The sequence below is a fragment of the Pseudoalteromonas sp. D15MCD-2 genome (assembly GCF_038562745.1).
In the GTDB taxonomy this organism is placed as follows: Bacteria; Pseudomonadota; Gammaproteobacteria; order Enterobacterales; family Alteromonadaceae; genus Pseudoalteromonas.
This window is the reverse complement of sequence record NZ_JBCFQE010000002.1, coordinates 403,879-422,466: the sequence shown is the minus strand read 5'-3', so window position 1 is coordinate 422,466 and position 18,588 is coordinate 403,879. Positions and strand designations below refer to the sequence as shown.

The 18,588-nt window shown below is 39.5% G+C and carries 15 protein-coding genes; 7 read left to right on the top strand and 8 right to left on the bottom strand.

Translation table 11 applies throughout. The features are described 5' to 3' along the window. Positions 1-102: 102 nt before the first annotated feature. Complete coding sequence (dnaJ, locus tag AADY36_RS18570) at positions 103-1,242, top strand: molecular chaperone DnaJ (RefSeq protein ID WP_054563084.1); 1,140 nt, start codon at positions 103-105, stop codon at positions 1,240-1,242. A gap of 75 nt (positions 1,243-1,317) precedes the next feature. Here dnaJ and AADY36_RS18565 read toward each other — a convergent pair whose 3' ends face one another. The 3 genes from AADY36_RS18565 to AADY36_RS18555 all read right to left on the bottom strand — a co-directional run bounded on the left by AADY36_RS18565 (position 1,318) and on the right by AADY36_RS18555 (position 3,110). Continuing rightward, complete coding sequence (locus AADY36_RS18565; RefSeq protein WP_342409447.1) at positions 1,318-2,448, bottom strand: HlyD family secretion protein; 1,131 nt, start codon at positions 2,446-2,448, stop codon at positions 1,318-1,320. Positions 2,449-2,451: 3 nt separating this feature from the next. Next, entirely contained in the window at positions 2,452-2,796 is a 345-nt protein-coding gene (locus AADY36_RS18560) for a DUF3302 domain-containing protein (protein ID WP_054552213.1), read from the bottom strand. A 77-nt stretch (positions 2,797-2,873) separates the two neighbouring features. Next, positions 2,874-3,110, bottom strand: a complete 237-nt coding sequence (locus tag AADY36_RS18555; protein ID WP_130167504.1) for a hypothetical protein — start codon at positions 3,108-3,110, stop codon at positions 2,874-2,876. 150 nt (positions 3,111-3,260) lie between these two features. On the opposite strand from AADY36_RS18555, the gene ybaK reads away from it, so the two are divergent. Continuing rightward, the gene (ybaK, locus tag AADY36_RS18550; RefSeq protein WP_054563086.1) at positions 3,261-3,722 is read left to right on the top strand and encodes a Cys-tRNA(Pro) deacylase; all 462 of its coding nucleotides are present in this window, start codon (positions 3,261-3,263) and stop codon (positions 3,720-3,722) included. Here the strand turns inward: ybaK and AADY36_RS18545 are convergent. The 3 genes from AADY36_RS18545 to AADY36_RS18535 form a co-directional block, all read right to left on the bottom strand. Continuing rightward, entirely contained in the window at positions 3,719-4,975 is a 1,257-nt protein-coding gene (locus AADY36_RS18545; RefSeq protein WP_054563087.1) for a Y-family DNA polymerase, read from the bottom strand. The two genes, ybaK and AADY36_RS18545, sit on opposite strands and share 4 nt — an antisense overlap. After that, the gene (locus tag AADY36_RS18540; protein ID WP_054552219.1) at positions 4,963-5,376 is read right to left on the bottom strand and encodes a LexA family protein; all 414 of its coding nucleotides are present in this window, start codon (positions 5,374-5,376) and stop codon (positions 4,963-4,965) included. Before AADY36_RS18540 ends, AADY36_RS18545 begins: the two co-directional genes overlap by 13 nt. 63 nt (positions 5,377-5,439) lie before the next feature. Next, on the bottom strand, positions 5,440-5,874 hold the full coding sequence (locus AADY36_RS18535; protein ID WP_342409446.1) for a MarR family winged helix-turn-helix transcriptional regulator: 435 nt from the start codon (positions 5,872-5,874) through the stop codon (positions 5,440-5,442). Between the two features lie 112 nt (positions 5,875-5,986). Between AADY36_RS18535 and AADY36_RS18530 the strand changes: the two genes are divergently transcribed. The 5 genes from AADY36_RS18530 to AADY36_RS18510 all read left to right on the top strand — a co-directional run bounded on the left by AADY36_RS18530 (position 5,987) and on the right by AADY36_RS18510 (position 11,562). Further along, the gene (locus tag AADY36_RS18530) at positions 5,987-6,760 is read left to right on the top strand and encodes a siderophore-interacting protein (protein ID WP_055198880.1); all 774 of its coding nucleotides are present in this window, start codon (positions 5,987-5,989) and stop codon (positions 6,758-6,760) included. Between the two features lie 67 nt (positions 6,761-6,827). Next, on the top strand, positions 6,828-7,823 hold the full coding sequence (locus tag AADY36_RS18525) for an LLM class flavin-dependent oxidoreductase (protein ID WP_055021218.1): 996 nt from the start codon (positions 6,828-6,830) through the stop codon (positions 7,821-7,823). Positions 7,824-7,998: 175 nt separating this feature from the next. Continuing rightward, positions 7,999-8,955, top strand: a complete 957-nt coding sequence (locus AADY36_RS18520) for a patatin-like phospholipase family protein (RefSeq protein WP_342409445.1) — start codon at positions 7,999-8,001, stop codon at positions 8,953-8,955. Between the two features lie 120 nt (positions 8,956-9,075). Next, positions 9,076-10,485, top strand: coding sequence for an alanine/glycine:cation symporter family protein (locus AADY36_RS18515; protein ID WP_054552224.1), 1,410 nt, complete (start codon positions 9,076-9,078; stop codon positions 10,483-10,485). A gap of 27 nt (positions 10,486-10,512) precedes the next feature. Continuing rightward, the gene (locus tag AADY36_RS18510; RefSeq protein ID WP_342409444.1) at positions 10,513-11,562 is read left to right on the top strand and encodes a patatin-like phospholipase family protein; all 1,050 of its coding nucleotides are present in this window, start codon (positions 10,513-10,515) and stop codon (positions 11,560-11,562) included. Positions 11,563-11,573: 11 nt separating this feature from the next. Here AADY36_RS18510 and AADY36_RS18505 read toward each other — a convergent pair whose 3' ends face one another. Both AADY36_RS18505 and AADY36_RS18500 read right to left on the bottom strand, forming a co-directional pair. Next, on the bottom strand, positions 11,574-13,133 hold the full coding sequence (locus tag AADY36_RS18505; RefSeq protein WP_342409443.1) for a methyl-accepting chemotaxis protein: 1,560 nt from the start codon (positions 13,131-13,133) through the stop codon (positions 11,574-11,576). 203 nt (positions 13,134-13,336) lie between these two features. After that, positions 13,337-18,577, bottom strand: coding sequence for an AAA family ATPase (locus tag AADY36_RS18500; RefSeq protein WP_342409442.1), 5,241 nt, complete (start codon positions 18,575-18,577; stop codon positions 13,337-13,339). Positions 18,578-18,588: the final 11 nt, after the last annotated feature.

The window sequence follows — 18,588 nt, the reverse complement described above, 5'->3', positions numbered from 1 at the left end:
TAAGTTGCTAATCCTCTTAAATGGTTATGACCATAATACGATTTGTATCAGTCGATTTATCTTACGCAGTGTAGCTGCAGTAAAAAGAGTAGTGTGATAGATATGTCAAAAAGCGATTATTATGAAGTTCTCGGCGTGAGCAAAGATGCCAGCGAACGAGACATAAAAAAAGCGTATAAGCGCTTAGCGATGAAATATCATCCAGACCGTACCGCAGGCGATAAAGACCTTGAAGCTAAATTTAAGGAAGTAAAAGATGCCTACGAAGTACTAACTGATCCGCAAAAGCGTCAAATGTATGATCAGTACGGCCATGCAGCCTTTGAACAAGGTGGTGGCGGTCATGGCGGTGGCTTCGGCGGCGGTCATGGTGATTTTGGTGATATTTTCGGTGATGTGTTTGGAGATATCTTTGGTGGTGGCGGTGGTCGTCGTCAATCGCGTCAACAACGTGGTTCGGACTTACGTTACAACATGGACTTAAGCCTTGAAGAGGCTGTTCGTGGTAAAGATGTCGAAATTAAAGTACCAACCTGGGTTAGCTGTAAGCCATGTGACGGTAGCGGTGCAAAAGCTGGTTCTAAACCAAAAACATGTACTACCTGTCATGGTGCAGGCCAAGTACAAATGCGCCAAGGTTTCTTCGCGGTTCAGCAAACTTGTCCTACGTGTCAGGGCACAGGTCAAATTATTTCTGATCCATGTGACAGCTGTCATGGTCAAGGTCGCGTAGAAAAAACTAAGACCTTATCAGTTAAGATCCCAGCAGGTGTTGATACAGGTGACCGTATACGTCTATCGGGCGAAGGTGAAGCGGGCATGCATGGAGCACCAGCAGGTGATTTATACGTTCAGGTTTCTGTACGTGAACATCCGATTTTCCAACGTGATGGTAATAACCTGTATTGTGAAGTGCCTATTGGCTTTACAACAGCAGCCCTGGGCGGTGAAATTGAAGTTCCGACACTGGATGGCCGTGCAAAACTGAAGATCCCATCAGAAAGCCAAACGGGCAAGATGTTCCGTATGCGTGGTAAAGGCGTTAAGTCTGTACGTAGTGGCGCTCAAGGTGACTTGATCTGTAAAGTGGTTATTGAAACGCCGGTTAATCTTAATGATCGTCAACGTGAATTGCTTGAAGAACTTGAGCAAAGCATGGGTAAAGATGGCTCTAAAAACCGTCCAAAAGAAAAAGGTTTCTTTGACGGTGTTAAGAAGTTTTTCGATGACCTAACTAAGTAACTCTAGTTAAGTAACTTTAGTTAGAGAGTAAAAAAGGCGCTAATAAGCGCCTTTTTTTATTGGTAATTGCCTACTTTAGTGATCTAAGAATAGGTAGTTTTGCCAACTTTTCATTCTGATCAATACTTTACGCATTACTGATACGTGCTCGAAGTGTTCTGAATAAACAGCGACTTCTGTGCTTGTCCCCTGTGGTAGGTGATATTCACTCATGTCGTCTGTGATTTTTAAGGTGACAATTGCGCGGCCTTGGCGAGCAAAAAACTCAGTGCCCATCAGTGTGCCTTGTGCTTGTACTTGTCCTTCACCAATAGCAGGTAATACATCGATTACTTCACCCGCAAAGGTTTTGCCAGGAATAGCTTTAAAGATAAAGTCTGCTTTGTAGCCTGGTTCAAGTCTTAATAGTGAATTTTGTCTAAATGCAGCGACGTAAACGGTATCTTCTTTGTGCACAAAGGTCATTACTGGGCGTAGTGGCATTGGTACTGCAATCATCCCAGGGCGTAATGTTAGTTGTGTAACATAGCCATCGGTAGGTGCATAAACGCTTGTGCTGTCTAAGTTAAATTGAGCTTGCTCTAAATTAGCGCGAGCTGCGGCAATTTTAGTTTGTTCGCCGTTTATTTCAGACTCAAATGCAAGTTTTTGACGTAACTCTTCGGCCTGTGCTGCTTCGTAACTTGCCTTTGCTGCTAAGTATACACCTAATTTATTATCAACTTGGCCTTTTGAGTAAGCACCGCTTTTTGCGCCTTTTTCATAACGTTCGTATTCTTTCTTACTACGATCATATTCAGCTTTAGTCATTAGGGCACTGGCTTGTGCTGATTTATAGGCCGCTTCTAAACCGAGGACTGACTGTTTTGCATCTTGCAAAGCGGCAATCGCTTGATTTAGTTTGGCTCGATATAAGGTATCGTCTAGGCGAAACAGTAAGTCACCTTTTTTAACAGGCTGATTTGGTTTTACTGCAACTTCTTCAACGGTACCGCGTACATTTGGCACAATAGGTGTTGTGACATAGGCACTGCTGGCCATATTTGAATGTGGATGGTTATAGTTCATTAACAGGATCAAAGCGCCGATCAGCACCACACCACCAAGTACCGCGGTGGGTACCGTCCATTTATTAAGTGGGATTTTAAAAACTTTAAAGATACCAATGCACAATGCGGTATAAGTGAGTATTAATAACAAATCCATAGTTTATTTCTCTTTATTATTCGATTGAGCATTTATTTGTGCTTGTAGCGCTGCCACTGTGGCTGTCAGGCTAGCTACTTTTTCTGCTAAGTCTTCTTGTTCCTTTTGGATCTGGTTAAAACCCCAGCCGCGGTCATCACGCCATAATGTCGCCCAAACCCATAAAAACGGCCATAGTACGTGTAGGGTAAATAGACTAACCCAGCCTGCATAATGGATGGCATCTTGATGAGGGTGATTACGTTTCTTTGCAATTTCGTAGGGAATATCGTGAATGGCAATAACACCATAAAATATTACTACCGTTACAAACACTAGCATGACCAGTGCAAAGTAGTCTAAAAACATGTACTTTCCTTTGTTTAACTTATAATCAATTTAATAATACGTGAAATTTACCTAATTCCTAGTCGGTATTTTCAGATTTAGTTCAGCACAACGTAGTAGTCGGTATCAGCAAGACAACGACATAAAGTCACATCCTCTGAAAACGTAGTGTTTTGTATTCGGCCTTTTTCTAAGCCAAGCGTATGGCATTTGCTTTGACAATCCATGTAGGCATTCCATGCTAGGTATTCGTTGCACACAAAATTCACTGCATACAATAGGGTGAGTATGATAAATAATTGTTTGGCTAGATAGAGCCCTGTGTGTCTAGACATGCTGGTTACCCTGCCCAGGATTCATTACTTTAGTGTAGTCGAATTAGGCCTATTTAGTGTGTTTTGTAGCGGTTTTTCTATTGCCTTATATTCCATGTTCACGGTATGTTTCATAAAGTGACTACTAATTAATTAGTTATAGGAAAATCAATGACGCCGGCTATAAACTTACTGAAGAAGAAAGGTATTAGCTTTGATGTGCTCAGCTATCAGCATGAGCCTTCGCAACAACAGTTTGGCCTTGAAGCGGTTGAAAAGCTAAAGCTGCCCGCTGAGCAAGTATTTAAAACCTTAGTACTTGAAGATGCTGACCACCAGCTTTTGGTTGCTATTGTGCCAGTTAGTCAACAAGTTAACCTGAAAATGCTGGCAAAGGCGGCAAAGGTTAAAAAAGTACAAATGGCTCCACAACAAAAAGTCGAAAATACCACAGGTTATATTTTAGGTGGAGTAAGTCCGCTAGGTCAGAAAAAGCGCCTTAATACCTATGTGCATCAATCTGCAGATAGCTTTGACGTGATGTATGTTTCAGCTGGTAAGCGAGGCCTTGAGATTGCATTGGCCCCTAAGGATTTATGCAGTTTACTAAATGCTAAGCAGGCAGACTTTTAGCAATGTATTTTTGGTAGGTTATGCCAGCGGGTTGTGTAATGAGGCGATAAGTACGCGCGTTTCATATGCCAGCGGGTCGTAGGAGTTTCGCTGGCTATGGCAAGGGTACCCACGCCATAACGGGTGTTAATGTTATCAAGACACTTCATCAGTTTAGGGTTATCGATAGGCGCTTGAAATAGATCAGGTTGCTGAAATATGTGGCTTGATAACTCAAGAGCACCTACACCACATTTATAAAATCGTACCCCAGGTTTATAGAGATGATCAAATACCTCACTAATAGCATTGGCGAACACACAACTATCGGCGGTGGCGACACTAAACTCATAAATATAGGACTTTTTATAATAGCCATCTTGATGAGGAGAGCTGGCCACAAACATTAATAAACGTTGAGTCTGTGAGCCTTGCGCACGTAGTTTTCTTGCTACAATCACACAATGATTGATCAGTGCTGTTTTCAGCGCTGTGGCGTCAGTGATACGCTCTCCAAAACTACGGGTCGAAAAAATCTCTTTTTTGTCTTGGCGTACTTCATCCCAGGCTAAACAGCTTTTACCGCGTAACTCGTTCACTGTGCGCTCTAATACAATACTAAAAAGGCGCTTTATTTTTCGTGGTTCTTGTTCGGCTAAATCAAAGGCCGTATTGATATTCATTGCTTTGAGTTTTTTAGCTAAACGCCGACCAACGCCCCAAACATCTTGTACGTCCATGGCTTTTAGAATGGCTACCCGTGAAGTTTCAGAGTCAATCACTGCAACGCCATCAAAGCCGGGGAGTTTTTTCGCTGCATGATTGGCGGCTTTGGCTAGGGTTGCTGTTGGGCCAAATCCAACCCCAACAGGTAGCTTTGTTTCGCGCCATACGGTACGGCGAATATCATGGCCATAGCGATGCCAATCATGAATAAGTTTTTTGAAACCAGTAAAGTTTAAAAATGATTCATCAATAGAGTATATGTGCTGATTATCGCAAAAGCGGCCAATCACGTTCATCATCCGCTCGCTTAAATCCGCATACAGCTCATAGTTAGATGAGCGGATCACCACTTGGTTATCTTCGAGTATTTTCTTTACTTGAAAATAGGGCTGAAATTTTGGAATAGCCAGCTTTCGTGCAATAGGGCACACGGCACAAATACAGCCATCGTTGTTAGTAAGAACCACAACCGGTTTACTACGAATAGCCGGATCAAATACTTTTTCGGCGCTGGCATAAAAGGCCACCGCATCGACTAAGGCGTACATGCTAATAGCTCTTTACTACTGCGATGTAAGCGAATTGAGCGAGTGACCACGCCTTCTAATTGAAATTCATCAGATTGGCGTAGTTGCACTGCGGGGTATTTAGGTGAGGCTGATAATAACTGTGCATTGTGTTTATCTAATAGTTTACAAACAAATAAACCATTTAGATTCGCGACAATGACATCGCCATTTTTAACGTCTTCGGCGCGATCAACCAGTAATAAATCACCATCAAAAATCCCCACACCTTGCATTGATTCGCCAGAGGCAATACCAATAAATGTTGCATCAGGGTGTTTAATCAATAGCTGATCTAATGATAAGCCTAGCTCTTTGTATTGTGCTGCCGGTGATTCAAAACCACATACGCCAGCTTCGATATAAATAGGAATAACACGCATAACAAAACCACTATACTGTACGTTTGTACAGTATAGTGGTTTGTGGTTATCTTGCCAATAAGATCACGGGGTGTTGTGATTGATATTTTCGATCATGGTTGTGGCAATAGCGATAAAATCACGTACTTGATGATCAGTTAAACCGTGGCAAAGTTTGGCATCAACCTCTTGCTCTGCACCTTCTAAACGCGAGAATAGGGCGTTACCTTGATCAGTAAAGGATAAAATTAAACAGCGCTTATCGTTTTCGTCGGCACATTTAGAAACCAGTTCAAGCTTTATAAGCTCTTTTACTAAGCGTGCTATTTGTGCTTTATCACGACCAGTTTTGGCAACAATATCATTGGCAGTACAGTGCTGTGTTTCGGCAATAATATGTAAACAGCGTACATGCAGTGCGTTAAGACCAAGCTCGTTGGCGTTAATGGCTTCGCGTACAGTGACACGGTAACTTTGTGCCAGTGTAAATAAAGCTGAAGAAAGAGAGGTTTGTGGCATGATTCACCTAAGTTAAGCAAGTTTGCATTAGTTGACAAAGTCAATTAAAAGCGTATAGTTGACTATATCAACTATTGGGGCGTTGTGCAATTTAACCAGCTAGGAGACTAAGATGGCTAGAAAAGTTCGTCGTGCAAACGTATTAAGTACTACACGTATTTCCCCGCATCTACAAAGAATTGTTGTTGGCTCAAACGAGTTTGCCGATTTCCCACAAGATGCAAAAGGTGCGTACGTAAAGGTATTACTCCCGCATGCCGGTGAATCTAAGGTTGAACTTGATTTACACGCTGAGCACCCAGCATTAATGCGCTCTTACACTATTCGTGATATCAACCCCATTAGCGGTGCAATTACCCTCGATTTTGTGGTTAACCAGCATCAAGGTGTGGCAACCAACTGGGCACAAAATGCATGTGTAGGCGACGAGGTAGGTATAGCAGGCCCAGGCCCTAAAAAACTCACTGATTTTACGCAAACACATTATTTAATGCTGGCAGATTTAACCTCTGTAAATGCGATCAATGGCTACTTACAAGCCCTGCCACAAGATGCCACTGTCGATGTCATTATTCATGTTGCTGATAAAGCCGACATCATTGAACTTGAGCAAATTAAAACACATACCCAACACAGTGTTGAATGGTTAGTTACAGATGAGCCAGAAACAGATTTACTCGACCAAGTAACACGCTTATGTGCTGGCTATAACACGCAACCTATGGTGTTTATGGCATTAGAAGCAAACTTGGTGAAGGCAATTCGCCGTTTAATAACAAGCAGTTTTGAAATTGATCGTGAACACATTGTTGCATCAGCTTATTGGAAGCGTGGTATTGATGCCGATGGCCTAAAGGTGGAAAAACAGCAACAAAGCCGTGCCTAATTAGCATTTGAAAAATAGCCATTCGCTCTCATTAACTAATTATAAAGAGTTAAATTTTGGAGAGCGAATGTCAGATCTTAGCAACACACCTTTTTCATTGCTTGAATTGAGCCCAATGAAAGAGCACGAAACCGTTTCGCAAACACTAGCTAACACTGTTACCTATGCACAAACAGCCGACAAACTGGGTTTTAATCGGTTTTGGATGGCAGAGCATCATAATATGCGCGGTATCGTGTGTGCCGCAACTTCAGTACTGATAGGTCATATCGCAGGTAAAACTCAGAATATCCGCGTAGGTGCAGGTGGGGTGATGTTACCTAACCATCCACCGCTGGTGGTTGCTGAGCAATTTGGCACCCTAGAGAGTTTATACCCCGGTCGCATTGATTTAGGTTTAGGCCGAGCCCCAGGTAGTGACCCAATTACCAGCCGTGCTTTACGCCGTGACGAGCAACGTGCTGAGCACTTCAATGATGAGGTAACGGAGCTGCAAGCTTTACTTGGCCCATATAAAGGTGACTCTCCAGTACGCGCAATCCCAGGTGAAGATACAAATGTACCAATCTGGTTACTGGGCTCAAGCCTTTATAGTGCTGGACTTGCGGCAAAAAAAGGTTTGCCATATGCATTTGCGGGTCATTTTGCGCCACGCTTTGTTGAAGATGCCATAGCATTGTATCGCAGAGAATTTCAGCCATCTGAGGTATTAGATAAGCCATACGTCATGCTTGGTTTACCTGTTGTTGCCGCTGACACCGACGAACAAGCACAGTTTTTAGCAACCACAGCGAAACAACGTATCTTAGCACTTATGCGCGGCAAGCCACTTTGGCTTAAAGAGCCTGTAGCAACAATGGAAGGATTGTGGACAGCACAAGAAAAAATGCAAGTAGAAAACTTTTTAGGGCTTTCTGTTGTTGGCGGTCAAGCGAGCGTTAAGCATAAGCTGAGTATGATTAAACAAACGCTACAGGTTGATGAGTTTATTTTTACAAATGACCTGTATGAATTGAGTGACAGACAACATGCGCTGGAAATATTAGCAAGCATCATGCACTAATACGGTTTGGCAAATAGTGAATGCGTGTAATGAGTTTTTTATGCGCATTGCTTAAGCCCTGACACTCATTTATTAAACGGTTTTATAGATTAAATCAATTTATATAATCCGTTTTAAGGATTGAAATTAACTTAATACAATACATTTATTAACCATAACCCTAGGAAGGTGCACCGTGAAATCTCAAACAATTGCCGCAGTAGAACCACAAACAAAAACAGCATTAATCGCTGAGGGTGGTGGGCAACGAGGGATTTTTACCGCAGGTGTACTCGATGCGTGGTTAGAAAATAATTACGATCCATTCGATTTATTCATTGGCACATCGGCAGGCTCACAAAACTTAACAAGTTATTTAGCGCGTCAAAAAGGCTATGCAAAACGTTTGATCAGAGGCCTTTCTCGTCATAAACGTTTTTTCCAACTTGGCCGCGGGCTGTTTGGTAAAAGCATTGTTGACCTTGATTGGTATTTTGATAAAACCAAAGAGGTAAACCGTGCCCTTGATTTTAAAACAGCAACACAAAGCCTAGGTAAACGCGAACTGTTGATCACAACCACAAACGCGGCTGACCGTAAACCGTATTATTTGAGCCCAAATGGTGAAGATACACAATGGTTGGCCTTGTTAAAAGCATCAAGCGCATTACCCTTTTTATATAAAGACGGCGTTAACTTAACACCTTGGTTAACAACAAAGGCCGCAAACGATGCCATTATTCAAAGCTCTAATACTGATTTAGTGCATGATATGTATTTAGATGGTGGCTTAGCTGCACCTTTGCCTGTGAAAGAAGCTTATAACCGTGGTGCTCGTGATATTGTGGTTATTAGAACTGTTGATGAAAACTTTCAAGTACAATCTGAATGGGTAAATAAGATAAAGTCACTCGTTTGTGTATCAGGTTATTGCCCTAAAACCATTGATTACTTGGTTCAACACGAACAAGCTTATCAAGATGAACTGGATTTCATTGCCAACCCACCAAGTGATGCCCGTATCACACAAATTTTTGCAGGCGATAAATTACGCAGTAAGCTACTGGGTAGCACAGACTATGATCTTCGCTATGATCACAAATTAGGTTTAGCGGCAGGTCGTGCCTTTTTACAGCAACAGCTGCTAAATTAGTTGGGAGCAGGCTCGGGCAATTAATCCCATTGCCTACTTGAGATATTTGTAAATAGAGTTAAAGTGGTTAGCTATTCACTTTTTGTGATTTTTTATCTATAAGAACAATAAAGGCTTGCCATGTTTAACAGTGCTGTATCGACAATCAATGGTCTTCTTTGGGGAGAAGGCCAAATTCTTATCTATATTCTTCTGTTTGCTGGGATCTGGTTTTCGGTCAGGTTAAAAGCGATTCAATTGGTTAAGTTTCGCCATATGTTTAGCTTATTAAAGTCGAGTAGCAGCACCGATAAAAACTCAATTAGTTCATTTCAAGCTTTATGTACAGGTCTTTCAGCACGTGTAGGTACCGGTAACCTTGCAGGGGTTGCCGTTGCTATTTCGTTAGGGGGCAGCGGTGCAATATTTTGGATGTGGGTGATTGCCATTTTGGGCATGGCCACAGGTTTTGCCGAAAGCGTACTTGGTCAAGTCTATAAAGTTAGGGATGCTAATGGCGAGTTTAGGGGCGGGCCTGCTTATTATATTCAGCAAGGCTTGGGAAGCAGAGCGCTAGCGGTATGTTTTGCCTTTTGCTTGTTTCTTGGTTATGGCTTTACGTTTAGTGCCATGCAAACGAATACCATTACCGACGCCCTCAATTACGCATTTGAAATTCCAACACTCTATTCAGGTATTGTGATCACGATACTGGCAGGCTCTATTATTTTAGGTGGCTTTAAAGCTATTGCCCGCTTTGCTGAACGCATTGTGCCAGTTATGGGCATTTTATTTGTACTCGCCGCCATTATTATTACTTTATTGAATATCGGTAAAGTGCCTGCGATGATTGAAGATATTTTACTTTCTGCCTTTGGCTTACAAGAAGCAGGCGCAGGAGCTATGGGCGCCGCAATTAAAAATGGTATTCAGCGAGGGCTATATTCGAATGAAGCCGGAGCGGGGAGTGTGCCACATGCATCTGGCTGTGCATCACCCGTACCAAATCACCCAGTCACTCAAGGCTATATTCAAATGCTAGGGGTGTTTTTCGATACCATTGTGCTGTGTAGTTGTACGGCGGTGATTATTTTATTGGCTGATATTGATATTAGCGGCGAAATGGAAGGGATCCGCTTAACTCAATCTGCGATGACAGCGCATATGGCCGCTGGTGGCATTTACTTTGTAGCGGCTGCAATTTGTTTATTTGCGTTTACTTCTGTGGTTGCAAACTATGCCTACGCAGAAAGTAACCTACATTTATTTAAGCTAGATAATAAACTCGGCCGAGGTATTTATACCTGTTTATATTTATCCATGATGATTTGGGGCGCATCGGCCACCATTAAACAAGTGTGGGATCTTGCAGACATTGCTTTAGGTTTAATGACAGTGGTGAACGTTATCGCTATCATACGCTTAACGCCAACCATCTTATCTGTGACAAAAGACTACCATAGTCAACGTGAAGCAGGGCAAGAACCGAGTTTTGATTCTGAAAAAGTGCAGGTTCAAGGTCAAACAGAACAAGGGATTTGGCGCAAATAATCAAAAACAATAACGAGAAAAGTGACCATGATAGATATTTACGCAGGGCCTAGTGCTGCAAAAGTAATTCAAGAGCAAGGCCTGTCTGCCGATTTGTTTAATACCTTTTTAGGAGCAAGCGGCGGGCCCAAGTGGTTTACATTATTTGGTTTGGATAAATATCTATTTGGTGAATTTTTTAAAGACCGTACCACACCTTTAAACTTATTAGGGTCAAGTGCTGGGGCATTTAGATCTGCCTGTTTTGCACAAAATGACCCTGTTGCTGCGATATCTCGATTAGCAAAGTCTTACTCTGAAACACGCTATTCATCGAATAAAGCAAAACCAGAAGAAATAACAACAAAAGCGCGAGAGTTATTAAGCACAGTTTTTGCTGAAAATGGTATTCGAGAAATCATTAACAACCCTATTTTTAAAGCCCACTTTATAGTTGCAAAATCGAATGGCTTTACAGCATCAGAAAATAAAGTGATGCAGTTAATGGGGTTATCTAAAAGCTACTTAGTCAATCGAATGAATAGACGCTTGTTAAGTAAGCAATATGAACGTTATGTATTTCAGCCTGCGGATAGTCAGTTATCTTTTTCCGATAATAATACCTTTAATACCCATACTATTGAGCTAAGCGAAGATAATTTAGCCGATGCGTTACTTGCTTCAGGGTCGATTCCATTAGTCATGCAGGGCATTAAAAATATAACAGGCACACCGCCTGGTATGTATCGTGATGGCGGTATTATCGATTACCACTTTGACCTAAGTATTCATAATGATGGGCTTATTTTATATCCGCATTTTAATAACAGCCCTAAAGCAGGTTGGTTTGATAAGAGCCTAAAGCGCGGTATTACCCCGAGTAACTATGATAACGTAGTGATGATCACTCCATCAGCTGACTTTGTTGCTTCATTACCTTATGGCAAAATCCCTGATCGTAAAGACTTTACAGAACTTGATGCTGATACACGCATTAAATATTGGCAGCAGGTATTCAAAGAAACAGAACGGCTAGCAGAAGCATTCGATGCGGTGTGTACTAATAAGCACACACCGAAAATAAACCTTATTAAATAGTATTGCTTTCGCTACTTAAACTGATTAATCAAGGAAGTTTGCTCTGTCACTTTACTGAGGAGCGCTTCGCAAAGTTGCTGCGAAGTATGGCCAAGCTTTGTACACTCATGAGCAAAGTCTTGTGCTGACGTTAAGTTGGTAGCAATAACTTGGCTTGCTGTTAGTTGTTCGTTCATTGCATGCGCTATGATGCTATTGAGTTCACTTAGTTTGATAGACTGAGCTTTAATATGGTCTAAACTATCACCACTTTGATGTGCAAGCTCAACACTTTTAGCCGACAAATTAAGTCCATCTTTCATGGCAAGTTGTGCTTGTTTCGAAGCGTGAGTGAGCTGATTTAATACATTGTTTATTTCTTCTGTAGATTGCTGAGTTCGTGAGGCTAATGCACGTACTTCACCAGCAACAACGGCAAAGCCACGGCCATGATCACCCGCACGGGCAGCTTCGATGGCCGCATTTAAAGCAAGTAAATTAGTTTGATCAGCAATCGCATTTATCTCAGATAAAATTGCCACAATGTGTTGATTGCCTTCAATTAAGTTTTCTACTTGGCTACTCGCTGCTTTGAGTTTTTCATCAAGCTCACTGATTGAAGTTATCGTTTGTTTCACCGCAAGTGAGCCTTCTTCGGTTGCTTGGTTTGACTCTTCAGCAGCTTGATTAGATTGCATTGTGCTAGATGAAAGCTCATTGATTGAGGCCGTCATTTGCTCTGTGGCAACAACAATTTGTGAGACTTCATCTGTTTGTTTATTTAAAAGTTCAGTCACGTTATGACCAGACTCAGCACATTGTTGCGCGTTGTGATTAACGCCCATAGTCACATCATTAACACGGCCAACAACGGCTTTTAATTTAGCTTGTTGCATCTCAAGGGCAAGATGTAAAAAGCCAGATTGGTCATTAGTACCTGAATACAGATAAGCCATTAATGGATTATCGTAGACTTGTTTTGCTTTATTTATAAGCGCTAAATATTTTTGACGCCAAAAATACATAAGCCCATTAGCTGATGCTAAAAATAGGACTAGTAGACAATTAAAAATATCAAACCCAGAACTAAAAACGGCAGCCAGCGAACCTAAAAAACTTATGAATAATAGGGCACTTATGTACAGAGTGGCATCGAACTTAGCTGCTGTAGCATGAGATTTTTGATTATTGTTTATTTTTGCATACTCAGCGGTCGCTCTTTGTACGACCTCATCACTTTGTTTAGTTCTAACTGATTGGAACTCAAAAGTACGACCACTTTTATCTTTAATCGGTGTTACAAAGGCATTAACCCAATAATAATCACCATTTTTACAGCGATTTTTAACAGGCCCCATCCAAGATTGACCATTTTTGAGATGTTGCCATAAATCTGCAAAAGCCAGTTTCGGCATATCAGAGTGGCGAACAAGGTTATGAGGCTTACCTACCATTTCGTCTAGCGTGAAACCAGCTATTTTGCAAAATTCATCATTGGCATAGGTAATATGGCTTTGCAAATCAGTAGTCGATAGGAGGATATCAGATTCAGAAAATTTAACTTCGGTATCGGTATTAATTCTATGTTTCACGTTAAAATCACCCAAGTACAGCTTTAAATTCAGAAAGTAAATTAGCGGAATAAAAACAGTCTGAACCAGAAAGAGGTAGTGTTAATTTGATCACTAATGTTTATAAACAATTTAGCGATAAATTCGTGAAAAAGAACTAGGAAAATTCAGGTTTTATGTTAAAAAAGTTAATACCTTTTAACTGAAATAAGCTAGATGGCGGGTTAAAGGTTAGAAAAAATTGTAAATTTAGTGCCATTTCCAACCTCAGAGTGACAACTGATTGTACCTTTTAGCTTCTGAACGATAAGGTTATAAACAATATTCATTCCAAGACCACTACCGCCAGCCCCACGTTTAGTCGTGTAGAAGGGTTCAAATATCTTACTCTGTACTTCTTTCGTCATGCCTTTACCATTATCTTGAAAATCAACTCTAAGTTTTGAGCCTTCAAGGTCTGCAGTAATCGTTATCTGACCTTCTTGTGTATCTTCAAAAGCATGTATTAAAGAGTTTAAAATAAGATTGGTGAATATATGTGCGATAACACCAGGGTCAACCTTGATCACTAAGTCATCGCTACAATCAATTTGGATAGTATGATGACTCTTTTTAAGAGCAGGAGATAAACTGCTGACTAAATCTGTTAAGTATTCTTTTAGATTAATTTCACGCTCTTCATCGTTACTGGTATCAACAGCGACTAATTTAAAGTTGGCAACCAGTTCGGCTGCTCTATTTAAGTTACGGTAAACAATAGAACCTGCCTCATTGATATTCGTAATACTAGAGACAAAATCTTTTCGAGTCAGAGTTTGTGCTTCGAAAGCGATACGGAGTTGTTCGATTAATTCAAGTAGATTTGAAGAGGCTGTGACACTCACACCTAAAGGGGTATTAAGTTCATGGGCAACACCTGCAACTAATCGACCTAATGAAGCCATTTTTTCTGATTCGACTAAATGATTTTGCGTTTGTTTTAATTGTTTTAGTGATTCTTCTAAATCATTAGTTCGTGCAATGACCTTTTCTTCCATTTGGCTATACAGGACTGAATTTTCGATTGAGATTGCCATTTGACCAATCAATAAATTGAGCATGTCTAAATGGTTTTGGCCAAAGGCATCAGTAGTGAGTTCATTCTCTAAATAGACAATGCTGTTGATTCGATTCTTGTAGATAAGTGGTAAGCATAAAATAGATTTTGGTTGATGCTTCTCAATGTAAGGGTCGTTGGTGAAAACCGAATCGACAGACACATTACCAATTAAAGCCATACATTGTGTGCGAATCACATATCGTATAACACTAGCAGGTATATCAGTGGATTTAACGTAAGGTGAAGGCTCAAATTGGTAATTTTGATTATTCAAAATACCAATATTTTCTACCCACCATTTTGAATTTTTCTTAAGTAATAAAGCAACTTTTGAGGCGCCAGAAAACTCCATAACAATGGCAATTAATTTATTCAGTAATTTATCTATAACCATTTCTTCTGAAAGTACATTAGCTGCCTGCATCATAGAATGAAGCGCAATTGAACTAGTCGACACTTCTAAAGATGCATTAGTGGGTAGCATAGAAATTCCATCGTTTATTGAAGATGAGTTTGCTGTTTTTACATTGACTGATAAATGATTATATATAGTCTGAGAATTTTGCTGGTGGTGCATGACATATTCAAGTTTACTTTGCTTCATTAGGTAATTTGCGAGTAACTCATTTGCTAATGCCTCAATCAGTTTGTAATCGGTAGCTTTAGCAAGCTCGATTGCTTGATGGTAAAGAGCAAACACCTCATAGAAAGGTAGGTTATTCAAACTTGCTAATTCAGCCTCTATCAATTTTACCTTATGAAGAAAGTTACCTTCACACGAGTAACTCCACGTTTTCAAGCGTTCAAACATGTGCTTAAACATGCCCTGATATTTACTCGAATCTAAATAAGTTTCTGGTTTAGCGAGCAGAACTAAACACGAATAAAAATAAGCTTCAGGTGTTTTTATTTGTCCTGGCACACCCATTGGGATGATATGAATATGGTCAATAATTGCTAGAGCTTCGTCATATAGGCCAATTAAATAGAGCGCTCTGATTTTTGCATAATAATACCAAGCTTGAATAATCGGTGAGTCTTTGGCATAAAGTTGGTGTTCCTGTTCATCAAAAACATCACAGTCAAAGCTATTATGGCTATCACATTTACCCATTAAGTGCAGTAATGGGACATATGCACCAGGTATGAAAAAGCTTTTAGTTGATTCTTCATTTTTTTCTTTTAAAAAACTTAAGTACTTATTGGCTTCCGTTAAAACGTCATCACAGGGCAGGCCTTCTATTATTAAGTTTGAAATAATATTAACTGCTGCGTAGCTTGCGTATGTCCAATCTCCAGCTTGACAACTGAATTGATAGCTTTGCCGAAAGCTTTTAGTAGAGAAGGAAAGATGATTACTCCAATGGCAAATTGTTAAGCCATACATAAAGTAAACTTTGCCGCGTAACGCTAGGTTTGGATAGTTATCAGCAATTTTTAGTGCAACTTTGCCAAATTCATCCGCTTTTTTGAATTCATTCAGCCGATTAACACAAACAAAACCATAAAGAATATAAGCAAAGGAAGATTGTTCGCACCTACCATGTTCAAGGCAAAGGCTACACATTTTTACTGATGCCCATTGCACAACATCCTCATCAGATAATAAATATGCTGTGATCCAAAGGCTGGTCAGAATATCGAGTAATAATAAAATCTGTTCATCTTCTAAGTTATTAGAATCATAGAGACTATCAATAGAATGCTGTGCAAGGTATGTATCTATGAGCGTAATCTCGTTAACAATTTGAGCATCTAAGTTCTCTAACTCAGAAGGCGGCGTTAGATTTAATACTTTTAACGCTAGATATTGTGTATCTAGCGCTTCTTGATAGAGACCTTGTTGGTGGAAATCATCCATTTTCACCAGCAGTACCCGCGCATGATCTAAAGCTGTATGTTTATATTTTAGTAATAGAGTATAAAATTCATCGGATTCATTATATTTATTTAAAATACAATTTACTTTACATAACAACAGTAAGGTCTCAAACGTTACACTATAGTTAACTTTAAAATGTTCTATTTTTAATAATCTCTTAGCAAAGATAAGATAATTATAAGCGGAGCTATATGCCGCCGAGTCAAACGCTTTTCTTGCAGCTAAATAGTTGACTTCAATAACTTGCTTTATTTCAAGAGGGTTACATATAAGCTCTATTGCTTTATTAAATTGGTTTGCTAGATCAAATAAACTTTTATCTAGAATGTTATTGTTAAGTGCATACTGATAAAGCAGTCTGGCAATATTAATATGAACTTGCTGACGCTCATTTTCAGGGATAAGTGAGTATGCGGCTTGCTGCACACGGTCATGTAAAAATTTTAATTGCACACTTTCATCAACGGCCACTTGTGAAGGAATGACATGTGAAATCGATTGCGGAGTTAAAATAAGTTCTCTATCGATAGCAGGGATCAAATTATTAATTATCTGCTTGGCTGTGTATTGATTATCAGAAAGCGCTACTAACATATTAGTGTCGAATGTATTACTAACACTTGCAGCATACTTAAGTAAATCACAGGCTTGATTTGGTAGCTCATTAATTTTTTCTGCCATAAAATCAACAACATTATCGGTGATGTTTTCTGCCAAAATAGTTTCTTTATCCCAGCACCAACAATCTTTTTCTAGGTTGTGATATAGAAGACCTTTTTCATATAACTCTGTCGTAAATTGTAAAACAAAAAAGGGGTTTCCTAATGTCTTCTTAAATATTAGTTCACTTAAAGGAATACATTCTATTTCAGGGGTGTTTATTGTGTCACTGATTAGAGTATTTATTACATCTTGTGGTAAGTTATTCAAAAAAGCCTGGTTTACAGGTACGTTTTTATCTTTAATTTCGGTGATAAATTTAGTGAATGGGTGTTGGGTGTCAACCTCATTATCTCGAAATGCTTGTATTATTAATAAATGATGTAATTGTACATTATCAAATAAAGATGCTAATAACTCTAAAGATGCTAAGTCAGCCCATTGCATATCATCTAAAAATAAAATTAAAGGGCGGTTTCTACTGCAAATTGCAGTCATGAGGCTTAAAAATAAACTGTGTAATAGACTTTTATCTATGTTTTTTTTCGGTATATCTACATCTTTAATTTTCAGAATTAGGTTTAAGTCAGAAATTATATTACACAAATATACTGCTTTATCGGTGAGGTGGTTGTTAAAAATATCGCGCCAAAGAATTAATTCATCATTAGGTTCTGTTAAAATGTAACGACAAAATTTATTTAAGGCATCAGTGATGGCAGAATAAGGGATATTTCTCTGATACTGATCGTACTTACCAGAACTAAAATATCCATATTCTCCAGTCATTGGTTTATAGACTTCTTTCACCAGAGCAGACTTTCCGACACCAGAATAACCAGATACTAAAAAGATTTCACAACTACCTTGGGCGACTCGCTCGAAAGACTGCAATAAATCATCTATTTCTTTGTCACGACCATATAACTTCTGCGGAATATTAAATTGCTCTGATGCTGAGAAGTTTACATTTGGTAATTCAAAGTTAGTGAGAGATGGAGCATTCTCAAACTGAGCTGAAATTAGTTGCAAATCTTTAGCTAACCCCCAAGCTGATTGATAACGATCTTCTGCATTTTTTTGAAGTAGGTTACTAATAACATCAGCAATAACATCGGGAATGTTTGTATTAATTTTATTAACTGGCACAACTTTTTTAGCAATATGACAGTGCACAAGTGCTAGTTGATCCTGTTCACTAAAAGGAGGTTTACTAGTTAGCATTTCATAAAAACTGGCGCCTAAAGAATAAAGATCACTGCGGCAATCTATTTTTCGATTAATACGCCCGGTTTGTTCTGGTGATAAATAAGCGAGGGTACCCTCTAAAACTGCTGGGCTAGTTAAGTTTTGTGAAGACTTCGAAAGTGAGGTCGCAATATGTAAACCAAATAATTTAAAGCTACATAAATCATCACTAATCAAAATGTGATGGGGGTTAATATCTTTATGAATTAATTTTTTAGAGTGCAAATATTTGACTGTTTCTGCCAGCTTAACAGCTAATGGCAGAAACTCATTTACTGAAATAGGGGCTTTTTGTAAAAGTTTAGAAAGAAGCTTGGCAGGAAAATATTCATAAATGATGGCTGTACAGTCATCTTCGTTAATGAAATTAATAGGTTTTAAAATATTAGGATGGTCTAATTTATCTGAAAATGCATGCTCAAGTAAGAGCTTGTTTATTGTATCTTTGTCTCTACTTACTTCTTTTAGTGATTTTATAAGAACTAAGTCACCGTTTTTTAGTGACTTAGCACTATGAAGTAAGAAGTAACCACTATTGTCGATACAATCAACTAAACTATATCCTGGAACCGGCAAGAGAACTCCTT